Genomic DNA, 16,328 nt, shown 5'->3' with positions numbered 1-16,328 from the left:
CAGGAAAAGGGCTTACGTGAAGCTTGCATTACGATTGATGCCTTTCGAGGCCGGTCGCCCAAAAGGACGATGGCTTTTGTTCAACCACGCAGACCCCTGCAGGAGAAGACCAACATGAAGAAGATCACCGCCTACCTGAGCGCCGTGGCCGCTGCCGCCGCCATGATGGCGCCCGTGGCACCCGCCCAGGCCCAGCAGAAGTTCATGACCATCGGCACCGGTGGCGTGACGGGTGTGTACTACGCGGCCGGTGGCGCCATCTGCCGTCTGGTGAACAAGGACCGCTCCAAGCACGGCTATCGCTGCACGGTGGAATCCACCGGAGGCTCCGTGGCCAACATCAACACCATCAACTCCGGTGACCTGGACTTCGGCGTGGCCCAGTCCGACGCCCAGTTCAACGCCGCCAAGGGCGTCAAGGCGTTTGAAGGCAAGGCCGTGGGCGACCTGCGCGCCGTGTTCTCGCTGCACCCCGAGCCGCTGACGCTGGTGGCCCGCAAGGAAGCCAACATCAAGTCCCTGGCGGACCTCAAGGGCAAGCGTGTGGCCATCGGCAACCCCGGCTCGGGCACCCGCTCGTCGGTGGACGAACTGATGGCTGCGACCGGCATGAAGGGCAGCGACTTTGCCGCGGTCTCCGAGCTCAAGGCCGACGAGCACGGCGCTGCCCTGTGCGACAACAAGATCGACGCCTTCTTCTACGTAGTGGGTCACCCCAGCGCCAACATCCAGGACCCCATGACCACCTGCGGTGCGCAGCTGGTCAACGTCACGGGCGCCGCAGTGGACAAGCTGGTGGCTGCCAACGCCTTCTACGCAACGGCCTCCATTCCCGCCAAGACCTACCCCTCGCAGGCTGCCCAGCTCGACACCTACGGCGTGCTGGCCACGGTCGTGACCTCGGCCAAGAAGTCCGAGGACGAGGTCTATGTGTTCACCAAGGCCGTCTTTGACAACTTCGAGGACTTCAAGAAGCTGCACCCTGCCTTTGCCGGTCTGCAGCCGGAAAAGATGATCAAGGCGGGCCTGTCGGCACCCCTGCACCCCGGTGCTGTCAAGTACTACAAGGAAAAGGGCTGGATGAAGTAATCCCGTCCGCCTGAGTCCACGCCCCATGTTGGTCGGCCAGCATGGGGCTTTTTTGATGCGCCGCCGCCATCCCTGACGGTGCATCCGAGCCGAACGAGTTTCACCAGACTCCCAAAGGAAACCTCCCGTGAACGCCAAATCCAACGTCGCGGACATCGACGTCAACCAACTCGTCGAGGACAACGACACCGGTGGCCGCCAGCCAGGCCCCGCCGTCGCCCGCCTGCTCATGGGCATCGCGCTGGCCTGGTCGCTGTTCCAGTTGTGGATCGCCTCGCCGCTGCCCTACATGGTGTCCAACCTGATCCCGGTGCTCAACGACACCCAGACCCGGGCCATCCACCTGGCTTTTGCCGTGTTCCTGGCCTTCATGGCCTACCCGGCGTCCAAACGATCACCGCGTGACCGCGTTCCGGTGCTGGACTGGATCTTTGCGCTCGCGGGTGCATTCTCCGCCGCCTACATCTTCGTCTTCTACCGCGAGCTCGCCACCCGTCCCGGTCAGCCCACCGGCATGGACGTCTGGACGGCAGTGGTCGGTATCGTCCTGCTGCTGGAAGCCACCCGGCGCGTGCTGGGGCTGCCCATGGTGGTGGTCGCCATCCTGTTCCTGGGGTACACGTTCGCGGGTCCCTACATGCCCGATCTCCTGGCACACAAGGGGGCTTCGCTGGATCGCGCCATGACCCACCAGTGGCTGACCACCGAGGGCGTCTACGGTGTGGCGCTGGGGGTGTCCAGCGGCTTCATCTTCCTGTTCGTGCTGTTCGGTTCGCTGCTGGACAAGGCGGGCGCAGGCAACTATTTCATCAAGTCGGCCTTTGCCCTGCTGGGGCACATGCGCGGTGGCCCCGCCAAGGCGGCCGTGGTGTCGTCGGCCGCCACGGGTGTGATCTCCGGTTCGTCGATCGCCAATGTGGTGACCACAGGCACCTTCACCATTCCGCTGATGAAGCGGGTGGGCTACCGTGGTGACCAGGCTGGTGCGGTCGAGGTGTCCTCCTCCGTCAACGGCCAGATCATGCCGCCGGTGATGGGCGCTGCCGCCTTCCTCATGGTCGAGTACGTGGGCATCCCCTATGTCGAGGTGATGAAGCACGCCTTCCTGCCGGCCATTATTTCCTACATTGCGTTGTTCTACATCGTCCACCTGGAGGCCCTCAAGGCCGACATGAAGGGGCTGCCGCGCCGTGGCAACAGCACTGGCACGCAGCGTCTGCTCTCCTTCCTGACCACGGTCACCGGTTTCATCGTTCTGGCAGGCATCACCTACTACGTCATCGGCTTCCTGAAGTCCTTGCTGGGCGACGCCGCCATGGTGGCCATCGGACTGGGGCTGATGACCATCTATGTGGGGTTGCTGTGGCTGGGTTCACGCCAGCCCGAACTGCCGCTGGACGACCCGAATGCCCCCGTGTTCGAACTGCCCGAGACCGGCCCCACCGTGAAGTCCGGCCTGCATTACCTGCTGTCGGTCGTGGTGCTGGTCTGGTGCCTGATGGTCGAGCGCCTGTCGCCCGCGCTGTCGGCTTTCTGGGCCACGGTGTTCATGATCTTCGTGATGCTGACCCAAAAGCCGATCATTGGCTACTTCCGGGGCGACCACCGTTTCGGCGATCACCTCAAGGCTGGCTGGCACGATCTGATCGACGGACTGGTCACCGGGGCCCGCAACATGATCGGCATTGGCGTGGCCACGGCCGCCGCCGGCATCATCGTCGGCACCGTCTCGCTCACCGGTGTCGGCCTGGTGATGACCGAAGTGGTGGAGATCCTCTCGGGCGGCAACCTGATGCTCATGCTGGTGCTGGTGGCCGTCATCAGCCTGATCCTGGGCATGGGTCTGCCCACCACGGCCAACTACATCGTGGTGTCCACGCTCATGGCGCCGGTGATCGTGGAACTGGGGGCCCAGAGTGGGCTGATCGTGCCGCTGATCGCCGTGCACCTGTTCGTGTTCTATTTCGGTCTCATGGCCGATGTCACGCCGCCGGTCGGCCTGGCCTCGTTCGCGGCGGCTGCCATCGCCAAGCACGACCCGATCAAGACCGGCATCACCGCGTTCTACTACAGCATGCGCACGGCCATCCTGCCGTTCCTGTTCATCTTCAACACCCAGCTGCTGCTGATCGGATTGGATGGCCCTTTGCATGTGGCGCTGACCATGGGCTCGGCCCTGGTGGCCATGTTGGTGTTTGCGGCAGCCACCTCAGGCTATTTCTTCGCCCGCAACCGGTGGTACGAAACCATCCTCATGCTGCTGATCTGCTTCACCCTGTTCCGGCCCGGTTTCTGGATGGACATGATCAAGCCCCCCTTCGAGGAGCTCAAAGGCCAGGCCATGGTCACCGCCATCGAGGCCGCCCCGGCGGGCACCGAAAAGCGCGTCTGGATCGAGGGCATGAACATCGACGGCGATGAGGTGCGCAAGGGGGTCTTGCTGCCGCTGGGCGAGACCGGTGATGTGAAGGCACGGCTGGCCACCGCCGGCCTGACCGTCATGGCCGACGGCGATGCGCTCATGGTCATGGGGGTGAAGTTCGGCAGCACGGCCGAAAAGCTCGGCATCGAGCAGAGCTTCCGCATCACCTCGATCGAGATGCCTTCCGACCGACCCGCCAAGGAATGGTTCTTCGTTCCTGCGCTGCTGCTGCTGGCGGGCATCGTTGCCCTCCAGCGACGTCGGTCGGCCAAGGCCTGAAGCCAGCGATGACGACGACACCCCGCATCGCCCTGATCCACGCCCTGGCCCATTCGGTCGAGCCGATCAACGCCGAGTTTGAACGGGCCTGGCCCGAGGCCATCCGCATGAACCTGCTGGACGACAGCCTGTCGGCGGATCTGGCCCGGCAGGGCAGGGGGCTGGACGCGGTCATGCACCAGCGGTTCGAAACCCTGGCCGCCTATGCCGAGGGCACCGGTGCACAGGCCATCCTCTTCACCTGTTCGGCCTTCGGGCCGTGCATCGAGGCTGCGGCGGCCCGGCGCCCGCACATGCCGGTGCTCAAGCCCAACGAGGCCATGATCGCCGATGTGGCTTCGGTGGCGGGCCCGGTGGGGCTGATCGCCTCGTTTGCCCCGACACTGGCCTCCATGCCGGCCGAGTTTCCCGCCTCGGTCGAGCTGAAAACCGGGCTGGTGGCCCAGGCCATGGATGCGCTCAACCGTGGGGACACGGCGACGCACGATGCCCTCGTGGTTCAGGCGGCCCGTCAGCTGGCGGACCAGGGGTGTCATGCCATCGCACTGGCGCAGTTCAGCATGGCGCGTGCAGCACCCGCCGTGACCCAGATGACCGGACTGCCGGTCTTCACCACGCCCGGCAGTGCCGTGCGCCTGCTTCGGCGGCGCTTGAGCGCCTGAGGAGGGCGCCGCCAGCAGCTACAATAGAAGGTTGCCGTCAAACGGTGCCCATGGTGACGTGCTGCGATCCGATCGCGGCAGAGAATGCCCTGGCAACCGGCGCGCGGGTGGCGAAATTGGTAGACGCACCAGGTTTAGGTCCTGACGCCAGCAATGGTGTGGGGGTTCGAGTCCCCCCCCGCGCACCACGGTACCGTGGAACAGATCCTTACCGGTCGGCCAGAGAGTCTGGCAGGCCGACATCCTTTTGGAGATTGACATGACCGTCACCGTTGAAACCCTGGAAAAGCTCGAGCGCAAGATCACGCTGACGCTGCCTGCCGACGTGATCAGGAACGAGGTCGAGAGCCGCCTCAAGCGCCTGGCCCGCCAGGTCAAGATGGACGGTTTCCGTCCTGGCAAGGTCCCCATGAACGTGGTGGCTCAACGCTATGGCTACTCCGTGCACTACGAAGTCATGAACGACAAGGTGGGCGAGGCGTTTGCCCAGGCCGCCAACGAGGCCAAGCTGCGCGTGGCCGGCCAACCCCAGATCACCGAGAAGGAAGGCGCCCCCGAAGGCCAGCTGTCCTTCGACGCCGTGTTCGAGGTCTACCCTGAAGTCAAGATTGCCGACCTGGCCACCGCCGAGGTCGAGAAGGTGACCGCCGAGGTCAGCGACGCCGCTATCGACCGCACCCTGGACATCCTGCGCAAGCAGCGCCGCACCTTCGCCCAACGCGCCAAGGACGAGCCGGCACAGGACGGTGACCGCGTCACCATCGATTTCGCCGGCAAGATCGACGGCGAGGCCTTCGAAGGCGGCAAGGCCGAAGGCTTCCAGTTCCTGGTTGGCGAAGGCCAGATGCTCAAGGAGTTTGAAGATGCCGTGCGTGGCATGAAGGCGGGCGAGTCCAAGACCTTCCCGCTGGCCTTCCCTGAGGATTACCACGGCAAGGACGTGGCCGGCAAGACCGCCGACTTCCTGGTGACGCTGCACAAGATCGAGGCGGCCCACCTGCCGGCCGTGGACGAAGCGCTGGCCAAGTCCCTGGGCGTGGCCGAAGGCACCGTTGAGGCCCTGCGTGCCGACATCAAGAAGAACCTGGAGCGCGAGGTCAAGTTCCGCGTGATGGCCCGCAACAAGCAGGCCGCCATGGACGCCCTGGTGGCCAAGGCCGAGCTCGACCTGCCCAAGTCGGTGGTTCAGGCCGAGATCGACCGCCTGGTCGAAGGTGCCCGTGCCGACCTCAAGCAGCGTGGCATCAAGGACGCCGACAAGGCACCGATCCCGGCCGAGCTGTTCCAGGAGCAGGCCGAGCGTCGCGTGCGTCTGGGTCTGGTGGTGGCCGAGCTGGTCCGCACCAACGAACTGCACGCCAAGCCCGAGCAGATCGAGTCGCACATCCAGGAGCTGGCTGCCTCGTACGAGAAGCCGGCGGACGTGGTTCGCTGGTACCACAGCGACAACCGCCGCATGGCCGAGATCGAGGCCGTGGTGATCGAGAACAATGTGGCCGAGTACGTGCTGTCCAAGGCCAAGGTGACCGACAAGACCCTGAGCTTCGAAGAGCTGATGGGTCAGGCCTGATCGCCCCAGGCGATCGCCGGTCGCAAAAAGAGGGCGGGGCAACCCGCCCTCTTTTTTTGTCGCTGGTCTTGCACATGGCGGCTTTGCCGCCACCTCTGGCAGGCTGGTCATTCCGGCCCCCGAGCCGGTCAATGTCGAGGTTGGTTACAGTAGCGGCATGGCAATGCATCAATACATGGAGAAACGCATGAGCGCAATGGACATCCAGGGTCTGGGCATGGTGCCCATGGTCATCGAGCAATCGGGCCGCGGTGAGCGCGCCTATGACATCTATTCGCGTCTGCTCAAGGAGCGCGTGGTGTTCCTGGTCGGCCCGGTCAACGACCAGTCGGCCAACCTGGTGGTGGCGCAGCTGCTGTTCCTGGAGAGCGAAAACCCCGACAAGGACATTTCCTTCTACATCAATTCCCCGGGTGGTTCGGTCAGTGCCGGCATGGCGATCTTCGACACCATGAACTTCATCAAGCCGGACGTCTCGACCCTGTGCATCGGCATGGCCGCCAGCATGGGCGCCTTCCTGCTGGCCGCCGGTACCAAGGGCAAGCGGTTCGCACTGCCCAACAGCAAGGTCATGATCCACCAGCCGCTGGGCGGCACCCAGGGTCAGGCCACCGAGATCGAGATTCACGCCCGCGAGATCCTCAAGACCCGCGAGCAGCTCAACAAGATCCTGGCCGAGCGCACCGGCCAGCCGCTGGAGAAGATCGAGCGCGATACCGAGCGCGACTACTACCTCAGTGCCGCCGAATCGGCCGAATACGGCCTGATTGACAAGGTGATCGACCGCCGCGCGTCGGCCGCCTGATTCTTGCCAGGCTGTCCTGTCAGTCGAAAGACCGCGCAGATGCCGGTCTTTTCTGCTGATCGGCAGCCTCTGTCCTTGTTCTATCATTGAACCCGGTTTCCCTTCCGACACGCACGACCCCAATCCATGGCCGACAAGAAAGCCGCTACCGGTGAGAAAGCGCTCTACTGCTCCTTTTGCGGCAAGAGCCAGCACGAGGTCAAGAAGCTGATCGCGGGCCCCTCCGTGTTCATCTGCGACGAGTGCATCGACCTGTGCAACGACATCATCCGCGACGAACTCCCCGGTCTGGATGCGGTCAAGAGCACCGGAGACGAGCTGCCCACCCCCGCCCAGCTCAAGAACAACCTTGACAACTACGTCATCGGCCAGGAAGCCGCCAAGCGTGCGCTGGCTGTGGCCGTCTACAACCACTACAAGCGGCTGCGTCACAAGCAGGCGGCTCACAAGGACGGTGTTGAGCTGTCCAAGAGCAACATCCTCCTGATCGGCCCGACCGGCTCCGGCAAGACCCTGCTGGCCCAAACCATGGCCCGTATGCTGAACGTGCCATTCGTGATGGCGGACGCCACCACACTGACCGAAGCCGGCTACGTGGGGGAAGACGTCGAGAACATCGTCGCCAAGCTGCTGCAAAGCTGCAACTACGACATCGAGCGTGCCCAGCAAGGCATCGTCTACATCGACGAGATCGACAAGATCACCCGCAAGTCCGACAACCCGTCCATCACCCGTGATGTGTCCGGCGAGGGTGTCCAGCAGGCCCTGCTCAAGCTGATCGAAGGCACGATGGCCAGCGTGCCGCCCCAGGGCGGGCGCAAGCACCCCAACCAGGACTTCCTGCAGGTCGATACCACCAACATCCTCTTCATCTGCGGTGGTGCGTTCGCCGGGCTCGAAAAGATCATCGAGAACCGGACCGAAGCCTCCGGCATGGGTTTCGGTGCCGTCGTTCGCAGCAAGAACCAGCGCAGCCTGACCGAAGCCTTCCGCGACATCGAGCCCGAGGACCTGATCAAGTTCGGCCTCATCCCCGAACTGGTGGGGCGTCTGCCCGTGATCGCCAGCCTGGCGGAACTGAGCGAAGACGCACTGGTCGAAATCCTGACGGCACCCAAGAATGCCGTGGTCAAGCAGTATGCCCAGTTGCTCGGCATGGAAGGCGTCGAGTTGGAGGTTCGTCCGGCGGCCCTCAAGGCCATTGCCCGCAAGGCCCTGGCGCGCAAGACCGGTGCCCGCGGCCTGCGGTCCATTCTCGAGAACGCGCTGATCGATACCATGTTCGATCTGCCAGGCATGAGCAATGTGGAAAAGGTGGTGGTGGACGAATCCACCATCGAGGAAAACAAGGCGCCCCTGCTGGTGTTCCGCGAAGCGGCCAAGCAGGCCTGAGATAGGTACGGCTGAGCGCCATCTGCATGGTGCCAGCCCCTGGTTGGCGTAGCCGCCCGCTTGATTCGGACGGCTCCGGCCCCAACTGCCGTTTTTGTCGAGGTTGAATATGTCCGGACAAACCCCATTGCCCAGCATCCCGGTGGATCTGCCACTGCTGCCCCTGCGCGACGTGGTGGTCTTCCCCCACATGGTGATCCCGCTGTTCGTCGGCCGGCCCAAGAGCATCAAGGCGCTCGAGTCGGCCATGGAGGCCGAGCGTCGCATCATGCTGGTGGCCCAGAAGGCCGCCGCCAAAGACGAGCCTTCGACCGACGACATGTTCGAGATGGGCTGTGTGGCCACCATCCTGCAGATGCTCAAGCTGCCCGATGGCACGGTGAAAGTGCTCGTCGAGGGCCTGCAGCGCGCCAAGGTGCTGGGCATTCGTGAAGGCGAGAGCCATTTCATCGCCCATGTCGACCCGATCGATCCTTCGCTTGAGCGGGCTGACGTGCGGGCCACCGAGCTCGAAGCCCTGCGCCGGGCGGTGATGCAGCAGTTCGACCAGTACGTCAAGCTCAACAAGAAGATCCCGTCCGAGATCCTGACGTCCATCTCCAGCATCGACGATCCGGGTCGGCTTGCCGACACCATCGCAGCCCACCTGCCGCTCAAGCTGGAGAACAAGCAGGTGGTGCTGGACCTCGATCCGGTGACCAAGCGGCTGGAGAACCTGTTCGAGCAGCTCGAGCGTGAGGTGGACATCCTCAACGTCGACAAGCGCATCCGTGGCCGCGTCAAGCGCCAGATGGAGAAGAACCAGCGCGACTTCTACCTGAATGAGCAGGTCAAGGCCATCCAGAAGGAACTCGGCGAAGGCGAAGAGGGGGCTGACCTCGAAGAGATCGAGAAGAAGATCAAGGCCGCCAAGATGCCGGCCGAGGCTCGCAAGAAGGCTGAGGCCGAGTTCAAGAAGCTCAAGCTGATGTCGCCCATGTCGGCAGAGGCCACCGTGGTGCGCAACTACATCGACGCCCTGGTTGGTCTGCCGTGGAGCAAGAAAACCAAGATCAAGCACGACCTGGCACATGCCGAGGACGTGCTCAACGAAGACCACTACGGTCTGGAGAAGGTCAAGGACCGTATCCTCGAATACCTCGCGGTGCAGCAGCGGGTCGACAAGGTCAAGGCGCCGATCCTTTGTCTGGTGGGGCCTCCAGGCGTGGGCAAGACCTCACTCGGCCAGTCCATCGCCAAAGCCACCGGGCGCAAGTACGTCCGCATGGCCCTGGGTGGCATGCGCGACGAGGCCGAGATCCGCGGCCACCGTCGCACCTACATCGGGGCCATGCCGGGCAAGGTCTTGCAGAGCCTGAACAAGGTCGGCACGCGCAACCCGCTGTTCCTGCTCGACGAGATCGACAAGCTGGGCACCGATTTCCGCGGTGATCCGTCCTCGGCGCTGCTGGAGGTGCTCGACCCCGAGCAGAATCACACCTTTGCCGACCACTATGTCGAGGTCGACTTCGACCTGTCCGACGTGATGTTCGTGGCCACGTCCAATTCGATGAACATCCCGCCAGCGCTGCTGGACCGGATGGAAGTCATCCGCCTCTCGGGTTACACCGAGGACGAGAAGACCAACATCGCGATGCGTTACCTGCTGCCCAAGCAGCTCAAGAACAACGGTATCAAGGATGGCGAGCTGGAGGTCACCGAGTCCGCGGTTCGCGACATCGTTCGCTACTACACCCGTGAGGCCGGTGTGCGCTCGCTGGAGCGCGAACTCTCCAAGATCTGCCGCAAGGTCGTCAAGGGTCTGCTCCTCAAGAAGTACGAGCCCACCGTGGTGGTGACCGCCGACAACCTGCCCGATTTCCTGGGCGTGCGCAAGTACACCTATGGCCGTGCCGAGCAGCAGAACCAGGTGGGGCAGGTCGTTGGCCTGGCCTGGACCGAGGTGGGTGGCGATCTGCTGACCATCGAGGTGGCCATCATGCCGGGCAAGGGCGGCACCATCCGTACCGGTTCGCTGGGCGACGTCATGAAGGAGTCGGTCGAGGCCGCCCGCACGGTGGTGCGCAGCCGCGCCCGCGCGCTGGGCATCAAGGATGAGATGTTCGACAAGCGCGACATCCACATTCACGTCCCGGACGGAGCGACCCCCAAGGATGGCCCGAGCGCGGGCATCGCCATGACCACGGCACTGGTGTCTTCGCTCACGGGGATTCCGGTGCGGGCCGACGTGGCGATGACCGGTGAGATCACGCTGCGGGGTGAAGTCACCGCCATCGGCGGCCTCAAGGAGAAACTGCTCGCGGCGCTGCGCGGCGGCATCAAGACAGTCATTATCCCGGAGGAGAACGTCAAGGACCTCGCCGAGATCCCTGACAACGTCAAGCAGGGCCTGGAAATCGTGCCGGTCAAGTGGATCGACAAGGTGCTTTCCATCGCTCTGGAGCGCCAACCGGTGCCCCTGACCGACGAAGAGGTGGCTGCCCAGGTGGCCGCTGCCGCGTCGACCCCGGCGGCATCGTCCGATGCGGTGAAACACTGATCGAAAAATTTTCGGGGTCTTGAAGAAGGGCGGATTTTTACGCTATAATTTCAGCTTCTGACGAACACTAGTGATTGTCAGAAAATGCGGGAATAGCTCAGTTGGTAGAGCGCAACCTTGCCAAGGTTGAGGTCGCGAGTTCGAACCTCGTTTCCCGCTCCAGATTCCACAAAAGGGAAGCCAAGCTTCCCTTTTTTGTCGGATGCGGTGCGCTGGCTTTGCCGGTGCGTTGCATGAGGCGCGATAGCAAAGCGGTTATGCAACGGATTGCAAATCCGTCTAGTCCGGTTCGACTCCGGATCGCGCCTCCAGCCACCTCGGTGGCGCACCGGCATGAAAAGTTGTTGCGGGAATAGCTCAGTTGGTAGAGCGCAACCTTGCCAAGGTTGAGGTCGCGAGTTCGAACCTCGTTTCCCGCTCCATTCATCCACAAGGGAAGCCTCGGCTTCCCTTGTTCGTTTCTGCCCTCGCACCGGCGGTAGGCGCTGGCAGACCTGCGACAATCACCGATCCGCCTCGATGGTGAAATTGGTAGACACAGCGGACTTAAAATCCGCCGACCCTAACCGGTCGTACCGGTTCGATTCCGGTTCGAGGCACCAGCACTGCGCTGCCCTAGGCTTTTTCCGGTTTCGCCGGTACAGTGAGTTTCCATGACCCGTTTCAATGCCCCTTTCGAAATCCACGTCCATGGGGACGTGCCGCTGCGCGAGGATGTCGGGTATGACCAGATCCAGGAAGCACTCAAGCCGCTGTGGCAGTACGCCGGTGGCCGCTCGCTGGCAGCGGCGGCGGAAAGCAGCTACGAAGACGAGCCCGGCATCCGCTTCGACGCTCATACCCACCTCCTGCAGATCTGCTGGACCGTGCCCGGCGATGAGGACTTCCGCCAGGTGATCGAGGAAGCCTGCATGGGCCTCAACGACATCGCTGCCACGGGAGCACCCCTGGAGGTGTCCTTCTACGACACCGAGTTCGACGAGGATGAGGCCTCCGAAGAGGCGGAAGCGCGTGACGATTTCATGATGTGCTTTGTCGGACCGACCCCGGCGGCCATCATGCAGGTTCAGCGAGACCTGCTGGTCGAGGATGTGGTCCACCTCATGGAGCGTCATTTCGACGCCTCCGAACTGGGGGAGGTCGTGTCCGCCATCGACGGGCTGTTCAACCGCCGGTTCAACGACCTGGTCAGCTCGATGCAACTGGGTCGGCCGCCCAGAGGGCACGGCCCGTCCGGCCACGGTGGGCCGCGCAAGCCTCGCCACCTCCACTGACTGACCCCAGCGCCGTCGATCCGCAGGCGCTAGACTGCCGGCATCGGGCCTTTTCTGCGCCCGGGAGATGCCATGGCACTGTTCTCTTCCGACGCGCTCAACCCCGGCGTCCAAAAGCGGGAAGTCTTCGGATGGGCGATGTATGACTTCGCCAACTCCGGCTACACCACGGTGGTGCTCACGGCGGTGTTTGCCGCCTACTTTGTCGGTGCGGTGGCCGGCGGGGCCAGCTGGGCCACCTTTGCCTGGACCGCATCGCTGGCCGCGTCCAATGCGCTGGTGATGCTCAGCATTCCTGTGCTGGGCGCGTGGGCGGACCAGCATGGTGCCAAGAAACGGCTGCTGATGCTGAGCACCCTGGGGTGCGTGCTGTTCACTGCAGGCCTGGGGTTTGTGAAGCCCGGTGCCCTGGCGATGGCCGTGATCCTGATCATCTTGTCCAACCTGTGCTTTTCGTGGGGAGAGTCCCTGATTGCTGCCTTTCTGCCGGAACTGGCACGCCCTCAAGCCTTGGGCAGGGTCAGTGGTTGGGGCTGGAGCTTCGGATACCTGGGCGGCATGCTCACCCTGGGTCTGAGTCTGGCCTATGTGTTGCAGGCGCAGGCGCAAGGTGCACCCGCTTCGGAGTTTGTCCCAATCACCATGTGGATCACGGCCGCCGTGTTCGGTGCAGCGGCCATGGTGACCCTGCTGCTGGTCCATGAGCGACCGCCACTGGGCAGGGCCGCGCAGCAGCGCCACCGCGGTAGTGGGCTGGCCTCATGGCACCAGTTGCGCCAGAGCCTGGGGCGTGCTACGGCGTTCCCGGACTTCATGTGGCTGTTGGGCTGCGCCGTGGCTTACCAGGCCGGCGTGGCGGTGACGATCGCGCTGGCGGCCATCTATGCCGAGCAGGTCATCGGGTTCGCGCCGCAGGAAACCATGGTCTTGATCTTCGTGCTGAACATTGCGGCAGCGGCTGGGGCATTCGTCTTTGGCTATGGGCAGGACCGCATCGGGCACAAGCTGGCGTTGGGCCTGACCCTGATCGGCTGGACACTCACCTGCGTCCTGGCTGCCGTGACCACGACCAAGGAGGGGTTCTGGTACGCCGCTGCCATTGCAGGTGTCTGCATGGGGGCGAGCCAGTCGGCCGGTCGCGCCATGGCAGGACTTCTGGCGCCGGCCTCTCATCTGGCAGAGTTCTACGGCCTCTGGACATTTGCCACACGGCTGGCCAGCATCCTGGGACCGTTGACCTATGGCCTCGTCACGCTGGTGACCGGGGGCAACCAGCGCATGGCGATCCTGGTGACCGCCGTGATGTTCCTTCTTGGGCTCCTGCTGCTGTATCCGGTCAATCTGGCGCGGGGGCAACGCAATGCGCAGGTGTTTGACGGTGGTCAGTAGTCCAGCATCCGCGGCAACTTTTTGGCCTGTTGCACCCAGCCTGCCACTTCGGCATCGGTCGGCAGGCGGCGCACGAGTGCCTTGTCCGCATTCAGGGCCGCGATGGTCTTGCAGAGATTCTCAGGGCGACGGCGGGCCAGTTCGGGAACGGTATCCACGCCGGCCGCTTCGAGAAGTTCGGCATACTCCGAGCCGATGCCATTGACGCGGTACAGGTCCACCATGTTGGCGAACCGCAGCACCTGTCTGGCACTCAGACCCGTTTTTTCGGCCAGTGCCTTGCGCTGGGACGCTTTGCGGGTGGCAGCCAGCAGTGCGTCCGTGTCCGCAATTCCCGCAAGACGCAACTGATTCCCAATGGCGGGGCCGATGCCCTCGACATCTTCGATCGCTTTCCTAGCCATGAGCTTTCCCCTTGTTTTCAAAGCCAGCCACCTGCTGTGGCCTCCTTGAAATGTAGTGAGAAAGTCTTTGCTTGAACAGTCCCTGTGGTGGGGGTCAGCAGGCCCAGGTCTGTGGCTGCAGGGGCAGACCGAGCCAACGCTGGGCCAGATGGGCCAGTGCCGCCGGTTGACCTGTGGTCAACAGGGTGGCCGACTGTGCCGGCCGTGTCGGCGACAACGCTGTCAGGCGCAAGACCTCGCGGGTGCGGCGCGCCACGGGCACACCGGTTTCCACCAGCCGAACCCCAGGGCCGGCTGAGGCTCGCAGGGGCTCGGTCGCAAACGGATAGTGCGTGCAGCCCAGGACCAGGGTGTCAACCGGTTGTCCAGCAGGTGCCATGCCCATGATGTCGCCCACATAATGTCTGCAGAGGGTCTCGATGGCTGCCTGGTCGTCCCGTTCGATCGCATCCGCCAGCCCGTCGCACGCCACGCAATGGAAATCGACCGGTGGCTGTCCATGGTGCTCAAGCCGCTGGCGCAGGGCCGCGAAGCGCTCGCTGCCGAGGGTACCCCGGGTGGCCATCACGCCCACCTGTCCGGTGCGGCTTTGCAGGGCAGCGGGCTTGAGCGCCGGCTCGACGCCAATGAAGGGCAGATCGTGGTGAGCCTGTCTCAGATGGTCAATGGCCAGCGCGGTGGCCGTGTTGCAGGCCACCACGATGGCATCGGGAGCGAAGGATTCCCGAAGACGGTTGACGATCCTCTCGCTGCGTTGCCGAACCCAGTCCGCTCCCCGTTCGCCATAGGGCGCATGGGCGCTGTCGGCCAGGTAAATGAACCGCACCTCCGGCATGTCGGCCAGCAGGGCGCGAAGGACACTCAGCCCGCCGACCCCGCTGTCGAACACGCAGACGGTCTTCAAGCGCTGGCGACCGGGATGCCCTTGAACTCGCCGCTGGCGATTCGCTTTTCCCACTCGGCCGGGCCGGTGATGTGGGCGCTGGTGCCGCCGGCGTCCACCGCCACGGTCACCGGCATGTCGACCACGTCGAACTCGTAGATCGCTTCCATGCCCAGGTCTTCGAAGCCCACCACCTTGGCGCCCTTGATGGCCTTGGACACCAGGTAGGCGGCGCCGCCGACCGCCATCAGGTAGGCCGACTTGTGCTGCTTGATCGACTCGATGGCGACCGGGCCGCGCTCGGCCTTGCCGATCATGGCGATCAGGCCGGTCTTCTCCAGCATCATGTCGGTGAACTTGTCCATGCGGGTGGCGGTGGTCGGGCCGGCCGGACCCACCACCTCGTCACGCACCGGGTCGACCGGGCCGACGTAGTAGATGACGCGGTTGGTGAAGTCCACCGGCAGTGGCTCGCCCTTGGCCAGCATGTCCTGGATGCGCTTGTGCGCGGCGTCGCGGCCGGTGAGCATCTTGCCGTTGAGCAGCAGGGTCTGGCCCGGCTTCCAGCTGGCCACCTGTTCCTTGGTCAGGGTGTTCAGGTCCACGCGCTGGCTCTTCTCGGTATCGGGCGTCCAGTTGACGTTGGGCCACAGGTCCAGGCTGGGGGCTTCCAGGTACACCGGGCCGGAACCGTCCATCACGAAGTGCGCGTGGCGGGTGGCGGCGCAGTTGGGGATCATGGCCACCGGCTTGGAGGCCGCATGGGTCGGGTACATCTTGATCTTGACGTCCAGCACGGTGGTCAGGCCGCCCAGGCCCTGTGCACCGATGCCCAGGGCGTTGACCTTCTCGTAAAGCTCCAGGCGCAGTTCCTCGACCTGGTCGAGTTTCTCGCCCTTGGCGGCCTTGGCCTGCAGCTCGTACATGTTCAGGTCGTCCATCAGGCTTTCCTTGGCCAGCAGCACGGCCTTCTCGGCAGTGCCGCCAATGCCGATGCCCAGCATGCCCGGCGGGCACCAGCCGGCACCCATGGTGGGCACGGTCTTGAGCACCCAGTCCACCAGCGAGTCGCTGGGGTTCATCATGATCATCTTGGACTTGTTTTCCGAACCGCCGCCCTTGGCCGCCACGGTGATGTCCACTTTGTCCCCGGCCACGATCTCGGTGAAGATGACCGCCGGGGTGTTGTCCCTGGTGTTCTTGCGGGCGAAGTGCGGGTCGGCCACCACGCTGGCGCGCAGCTGGTTGTCCGGGTGGTTGTAGCCACGGCGCACGCCTTCGTTGACCGCATCCTCCAGGCTGCCGGTGAAGCCTTCCCAGCGCACGTTCATGCCCACTTTGAGGAACACGTTGACGATGCCGGTGTCCTGGCAGATGGGGCGGTGGCCCAGGGCGCTCATCTTCGAGTTGGTCAGGATCTGCGCGATGGCGTCCTTGGCGGCCGGGCTCTGCTCGCGTTCGTAGGCGCGGGCCAGGTGCTGGATGTAGTCGGCCGGGTGGTAGTAGCTGATGTACTGCAGCGCGGCAGCGATGGATTCGATCAGGTCTTCCTGGCGGATGGTGGTCATGTGGGGCTCCGTTGTTGGGCCCGACAGACGCCGTCCGCCAGGCCGGTGATTT

At 64.0% G+C, this 16,328-nt stretch carries 12 protein-coding genes and 5 tRNA genes; 14 read left to right on the top strand and 3 right to left on the bottom strand.

The features are described 5' to 3' along the window. Positions 1–114: 114 nt before the first annotated feature. From ACFQNJ_RS01065 to ACFQNJ_RS01000, 14 genes are all read left to right on the top strand, one after another. Positions 115–1,089, top strand: coding sequence for a TAXI family TRAP transporter solute-binding subunit (locus ACFQNJ_RS01065; protein ID WP_374642820.1), 975 nt, complete (start codon positions 115–117; stop codon positions 1,087–1,089). Positions 1,090–1,216: 127 nt separating this feature from the next. Then, positions 1,217–3,790, top strand: a complete 2,574-nt coding sequence (locus tag ACFQNJ_RS01060; protein ID WP_382253160.1) for a TRAP transporter permease — start codon at positions 1,217–1,219, stop codon at positions 3,788–3,790. An 8-nt stretch (positions 3,791–3,798) separates the two neighbouring features. Continuing rightward, a complete protein-coding gene (locus tag ACFQNJ_RS01055) occupies positions 3,799–4,452 on the top strand; it encodes an aspartate/glutamate racemase family protein (RefSeq protein ID WP_374642824.1) in 654 nt (217 codons plus the stop codon). A gap of 101 nt (positions 4,453–4,553) precedes the next feature. Continuing rightward, positions 4,554–4,640 (top strand) — tRNA-Leu (locus ACFQNJ_RS01050). A gap of 71 nt (positions 4,641–4,711) precedes the next feature. Continuing rightward, complete coding sequence (gene tig, locus ACFQNJ_RS01045; protein WP_374642825.1) at positions 4,712–6,022, top strand: trigger factor; 1,311 nt, start codon at positions 4,712–4,714, stop codon at positions 6,020–6,022. Positions 6,023–6,209: 187 nt separating this feature from the next. Beyond that, positions 6,210–6,827: an ATP-dependent Clp endopeptidase proteolytic subunit ClpP gene (clpP, locus tag ACFQNJ_RS01040; protein ID WP_374642826.1), complete on the top strand. Its 618-nt coding sequence runs from the start codon at positions 6,210–6,212 to the stop codon at positions 6,825–6,827. Positions 6,828–6,953: 126 nt separating this feature from the next. Next, positions 6,954–8,219 (top strand): ATP-dependent Clp protease ATP-binding subunit ClpX, encoded by a 1,266-nt coding sequence (gene clpX / locus ACFQNJ_RS01035; RefSeq protein WP_374642828.1) that lies wholly within the window; start codon positions 6,954–6,956, stop codon positions 8,217–8,219. A gap of 109 nt (positions 8,220–8,328) precedes the next feature. Beyond that, positions 8,329–10,758, top strand: a complete 2,430-nt coding sequence (gene lon / locus ACFQNJ_RS01030; protein WP_382253158.1) for an endopeptidase La — start codon at positions 8,329–8,331, stop codon at positions 10,756–10,758. Between the two features lie 86 nt (positions 10,759–10,844). Continuing rightward, positions 10,845–10,920, top strand: a tRNA-Gly gene (locus ACFQNJ_RS01025). 75 nt (positions 10,921–10,995) lie between these two features. Next, a tRNA-Cys gene (locus tag ACFQNJ_RS01020) sits at positions 10,996–11,069 on the top strand. A 35-nt stretch (positions 11,070–11,104) separates the two neighbouring features. Then, positions 11,105–11,180, top strand: a tRNA-Gly gene (locus ACFQNJ_RS01015). Between the two features lie 91 nt (positions 11,181–11,271). Continuing rightward, positions 11,272–11,360 (top strand) — tRNA-Leu (locus ACFQNJ_RS01010). Between the two features lie 51 nt (positions 11,361–11,411). Next, entirely contained in the window at positions 11,412–12,032 is a 621-nt protein-coding gene (locus tag ACFQNJ_RS01005; RefSeq protein WP_374642831.1) for a DUF6806 family protein, read from the top strand. 72 nt (positions 12,033–12,104) lie between these two features. Next, positions 12,105–13,421 carry an MFS transporter gene (locus ACFQNJ_RS01000; protein WP_382253156.1) on the top strand — a complete coding sequence of 439 codons (1,317 nt, stop codon included), beginning with the start codon at positions 12,105–12,107 and terminating at the stop codon, positions 13,419–13,421. Here ACFQNJ_RS01000 and ACFQNJ_RS00995 read toward each other — a convergent pair. The 3 genes from ACFQNJ_RS00995 to ACFQNJ_RS00985 form a co-directional block, all read right to left on the bottom strand. Continuing rightward, a complete protein-coding gene (locus ACFQNJ_RS00995) occupies positions 13,415–13,825 on the bottom strand; it encodes a DUF4332 domain-containing protein (protein WP_382253155.1) in 411 nt (136 codons plus the stop codon). The genes ACFQNJ_RS01000 and ACFQNJ_RS00995 overlap by 7 nt on opposite strands. A 94-nt stretch (positions 13,826–13,919) precedes the next feature. After that, positions 13,920–14,729, bottom strand: coding sequence for a glutamate racemase (gene murI / locus ACFQNJ_RS00990; RefSeq protein WP_382253154.1), 810 nt, complete (start codon positions 14,727–14,729; stop codon positions 13,920–13,922). After that, positions 14,726–16,276: a fumarate hydratase gene (locus tag ACFQNJ_RS00985; protein WP_382253153.1), complete on the bottom strand. Its 1,551-nt coding sequence runs from the start codon at positions 16,274–16,276 to the stop codon at positions 14,726–14,728. Before ACFQNJ_RS00985 ends, murI begins: the two co-directional genes overlap by 4 nt. Positions 16,277–16,328 lie beyond the last annotated feature (52 nt).

It is taken from the genome of Hydrogenophaga bisanensis (genome assembly GCF_042665135.1).
Classification (GTDB): domain Bacteria; phylum Pseudomonadota; class Gammaproteobacteria; order Burkholderiales; family Burkholderiaceae_C; genus Hydrogenophaga; species Hydrogenophaga bisanensis.
The sequence above is the reverse complement of the archived record's forward strand: the minus strand, read 5'-3'. Positions and strand labels throughout refer to the sequence as shown.

Coding starts and splice junctions, on each gene's coding strand:
- lon (WP_382253158.1), top strand. CDS start 8,329: ATGTCCGGACAAACCCCATTGCCCAGCATCCCGGTGGATCTGCCACTG.
- ACFQNJ_RS00995 (WP_382253155.1), bottom strand. CDS start 13,825: ATGGCTAGGAAAGCGATCGAAGATGTCGAGGGCATCGGCCCCGCCATT.
- ACFQNJ_RS00985 (WP_382253153.1), bottom strand. CDS start 16,276: ATGACCACCATCCGCCAGGAAGACCTGATCGAATCCATCGCTGCCGCG.
- ACFQNJ_RS01055 (WP_374642824.1), top strand. CDS start 3,799: ATGACGACGACACCCCGCATCGCCCTGATCCACGCCCTGGCCCATTCG.
- ACFQNJ_RS01000 (WP_382253156.1), top strand. CDS start 12,105: ATGGCACTGTTCTCTTCCGACGCGCTCAACCCCGGCGTCCAAAAGCGG.
- ACFQNJ_RS01065 (WP_374642820.1), top strand. CDS start 115: ATGAAGAAGATCACCGCCTACCTGAGCGCCGTGGCCGCTGCCGCCGCC.
- clpP (WP_374642826.1), top strand. CDS start 6,210: ATGAGCGCAATGGACATCCAGGGTCTGGGCATGGTGCCCATGGTCATC.
- tig (WP_374642825.1), top strand. CDS start 4,712: ATGACCGTCACCGTTGAAACCCTGGAAAAGCTCGAGCGCAAGATCACG.
- ACFQNJ_RS01005 (WP_374642831.1), top strand. CDS start 11,412: ATGACCCGTTTCAATGCCCCTTTCGAAATCCACGTCCATGGGGACGTG.
- clpX (WP_374642828.1), top strand. CDS start 6,954: ATGGCCGACAAGAAAGCCGCTACCGGTGAGAAAGCGCTCTACTGCTCC.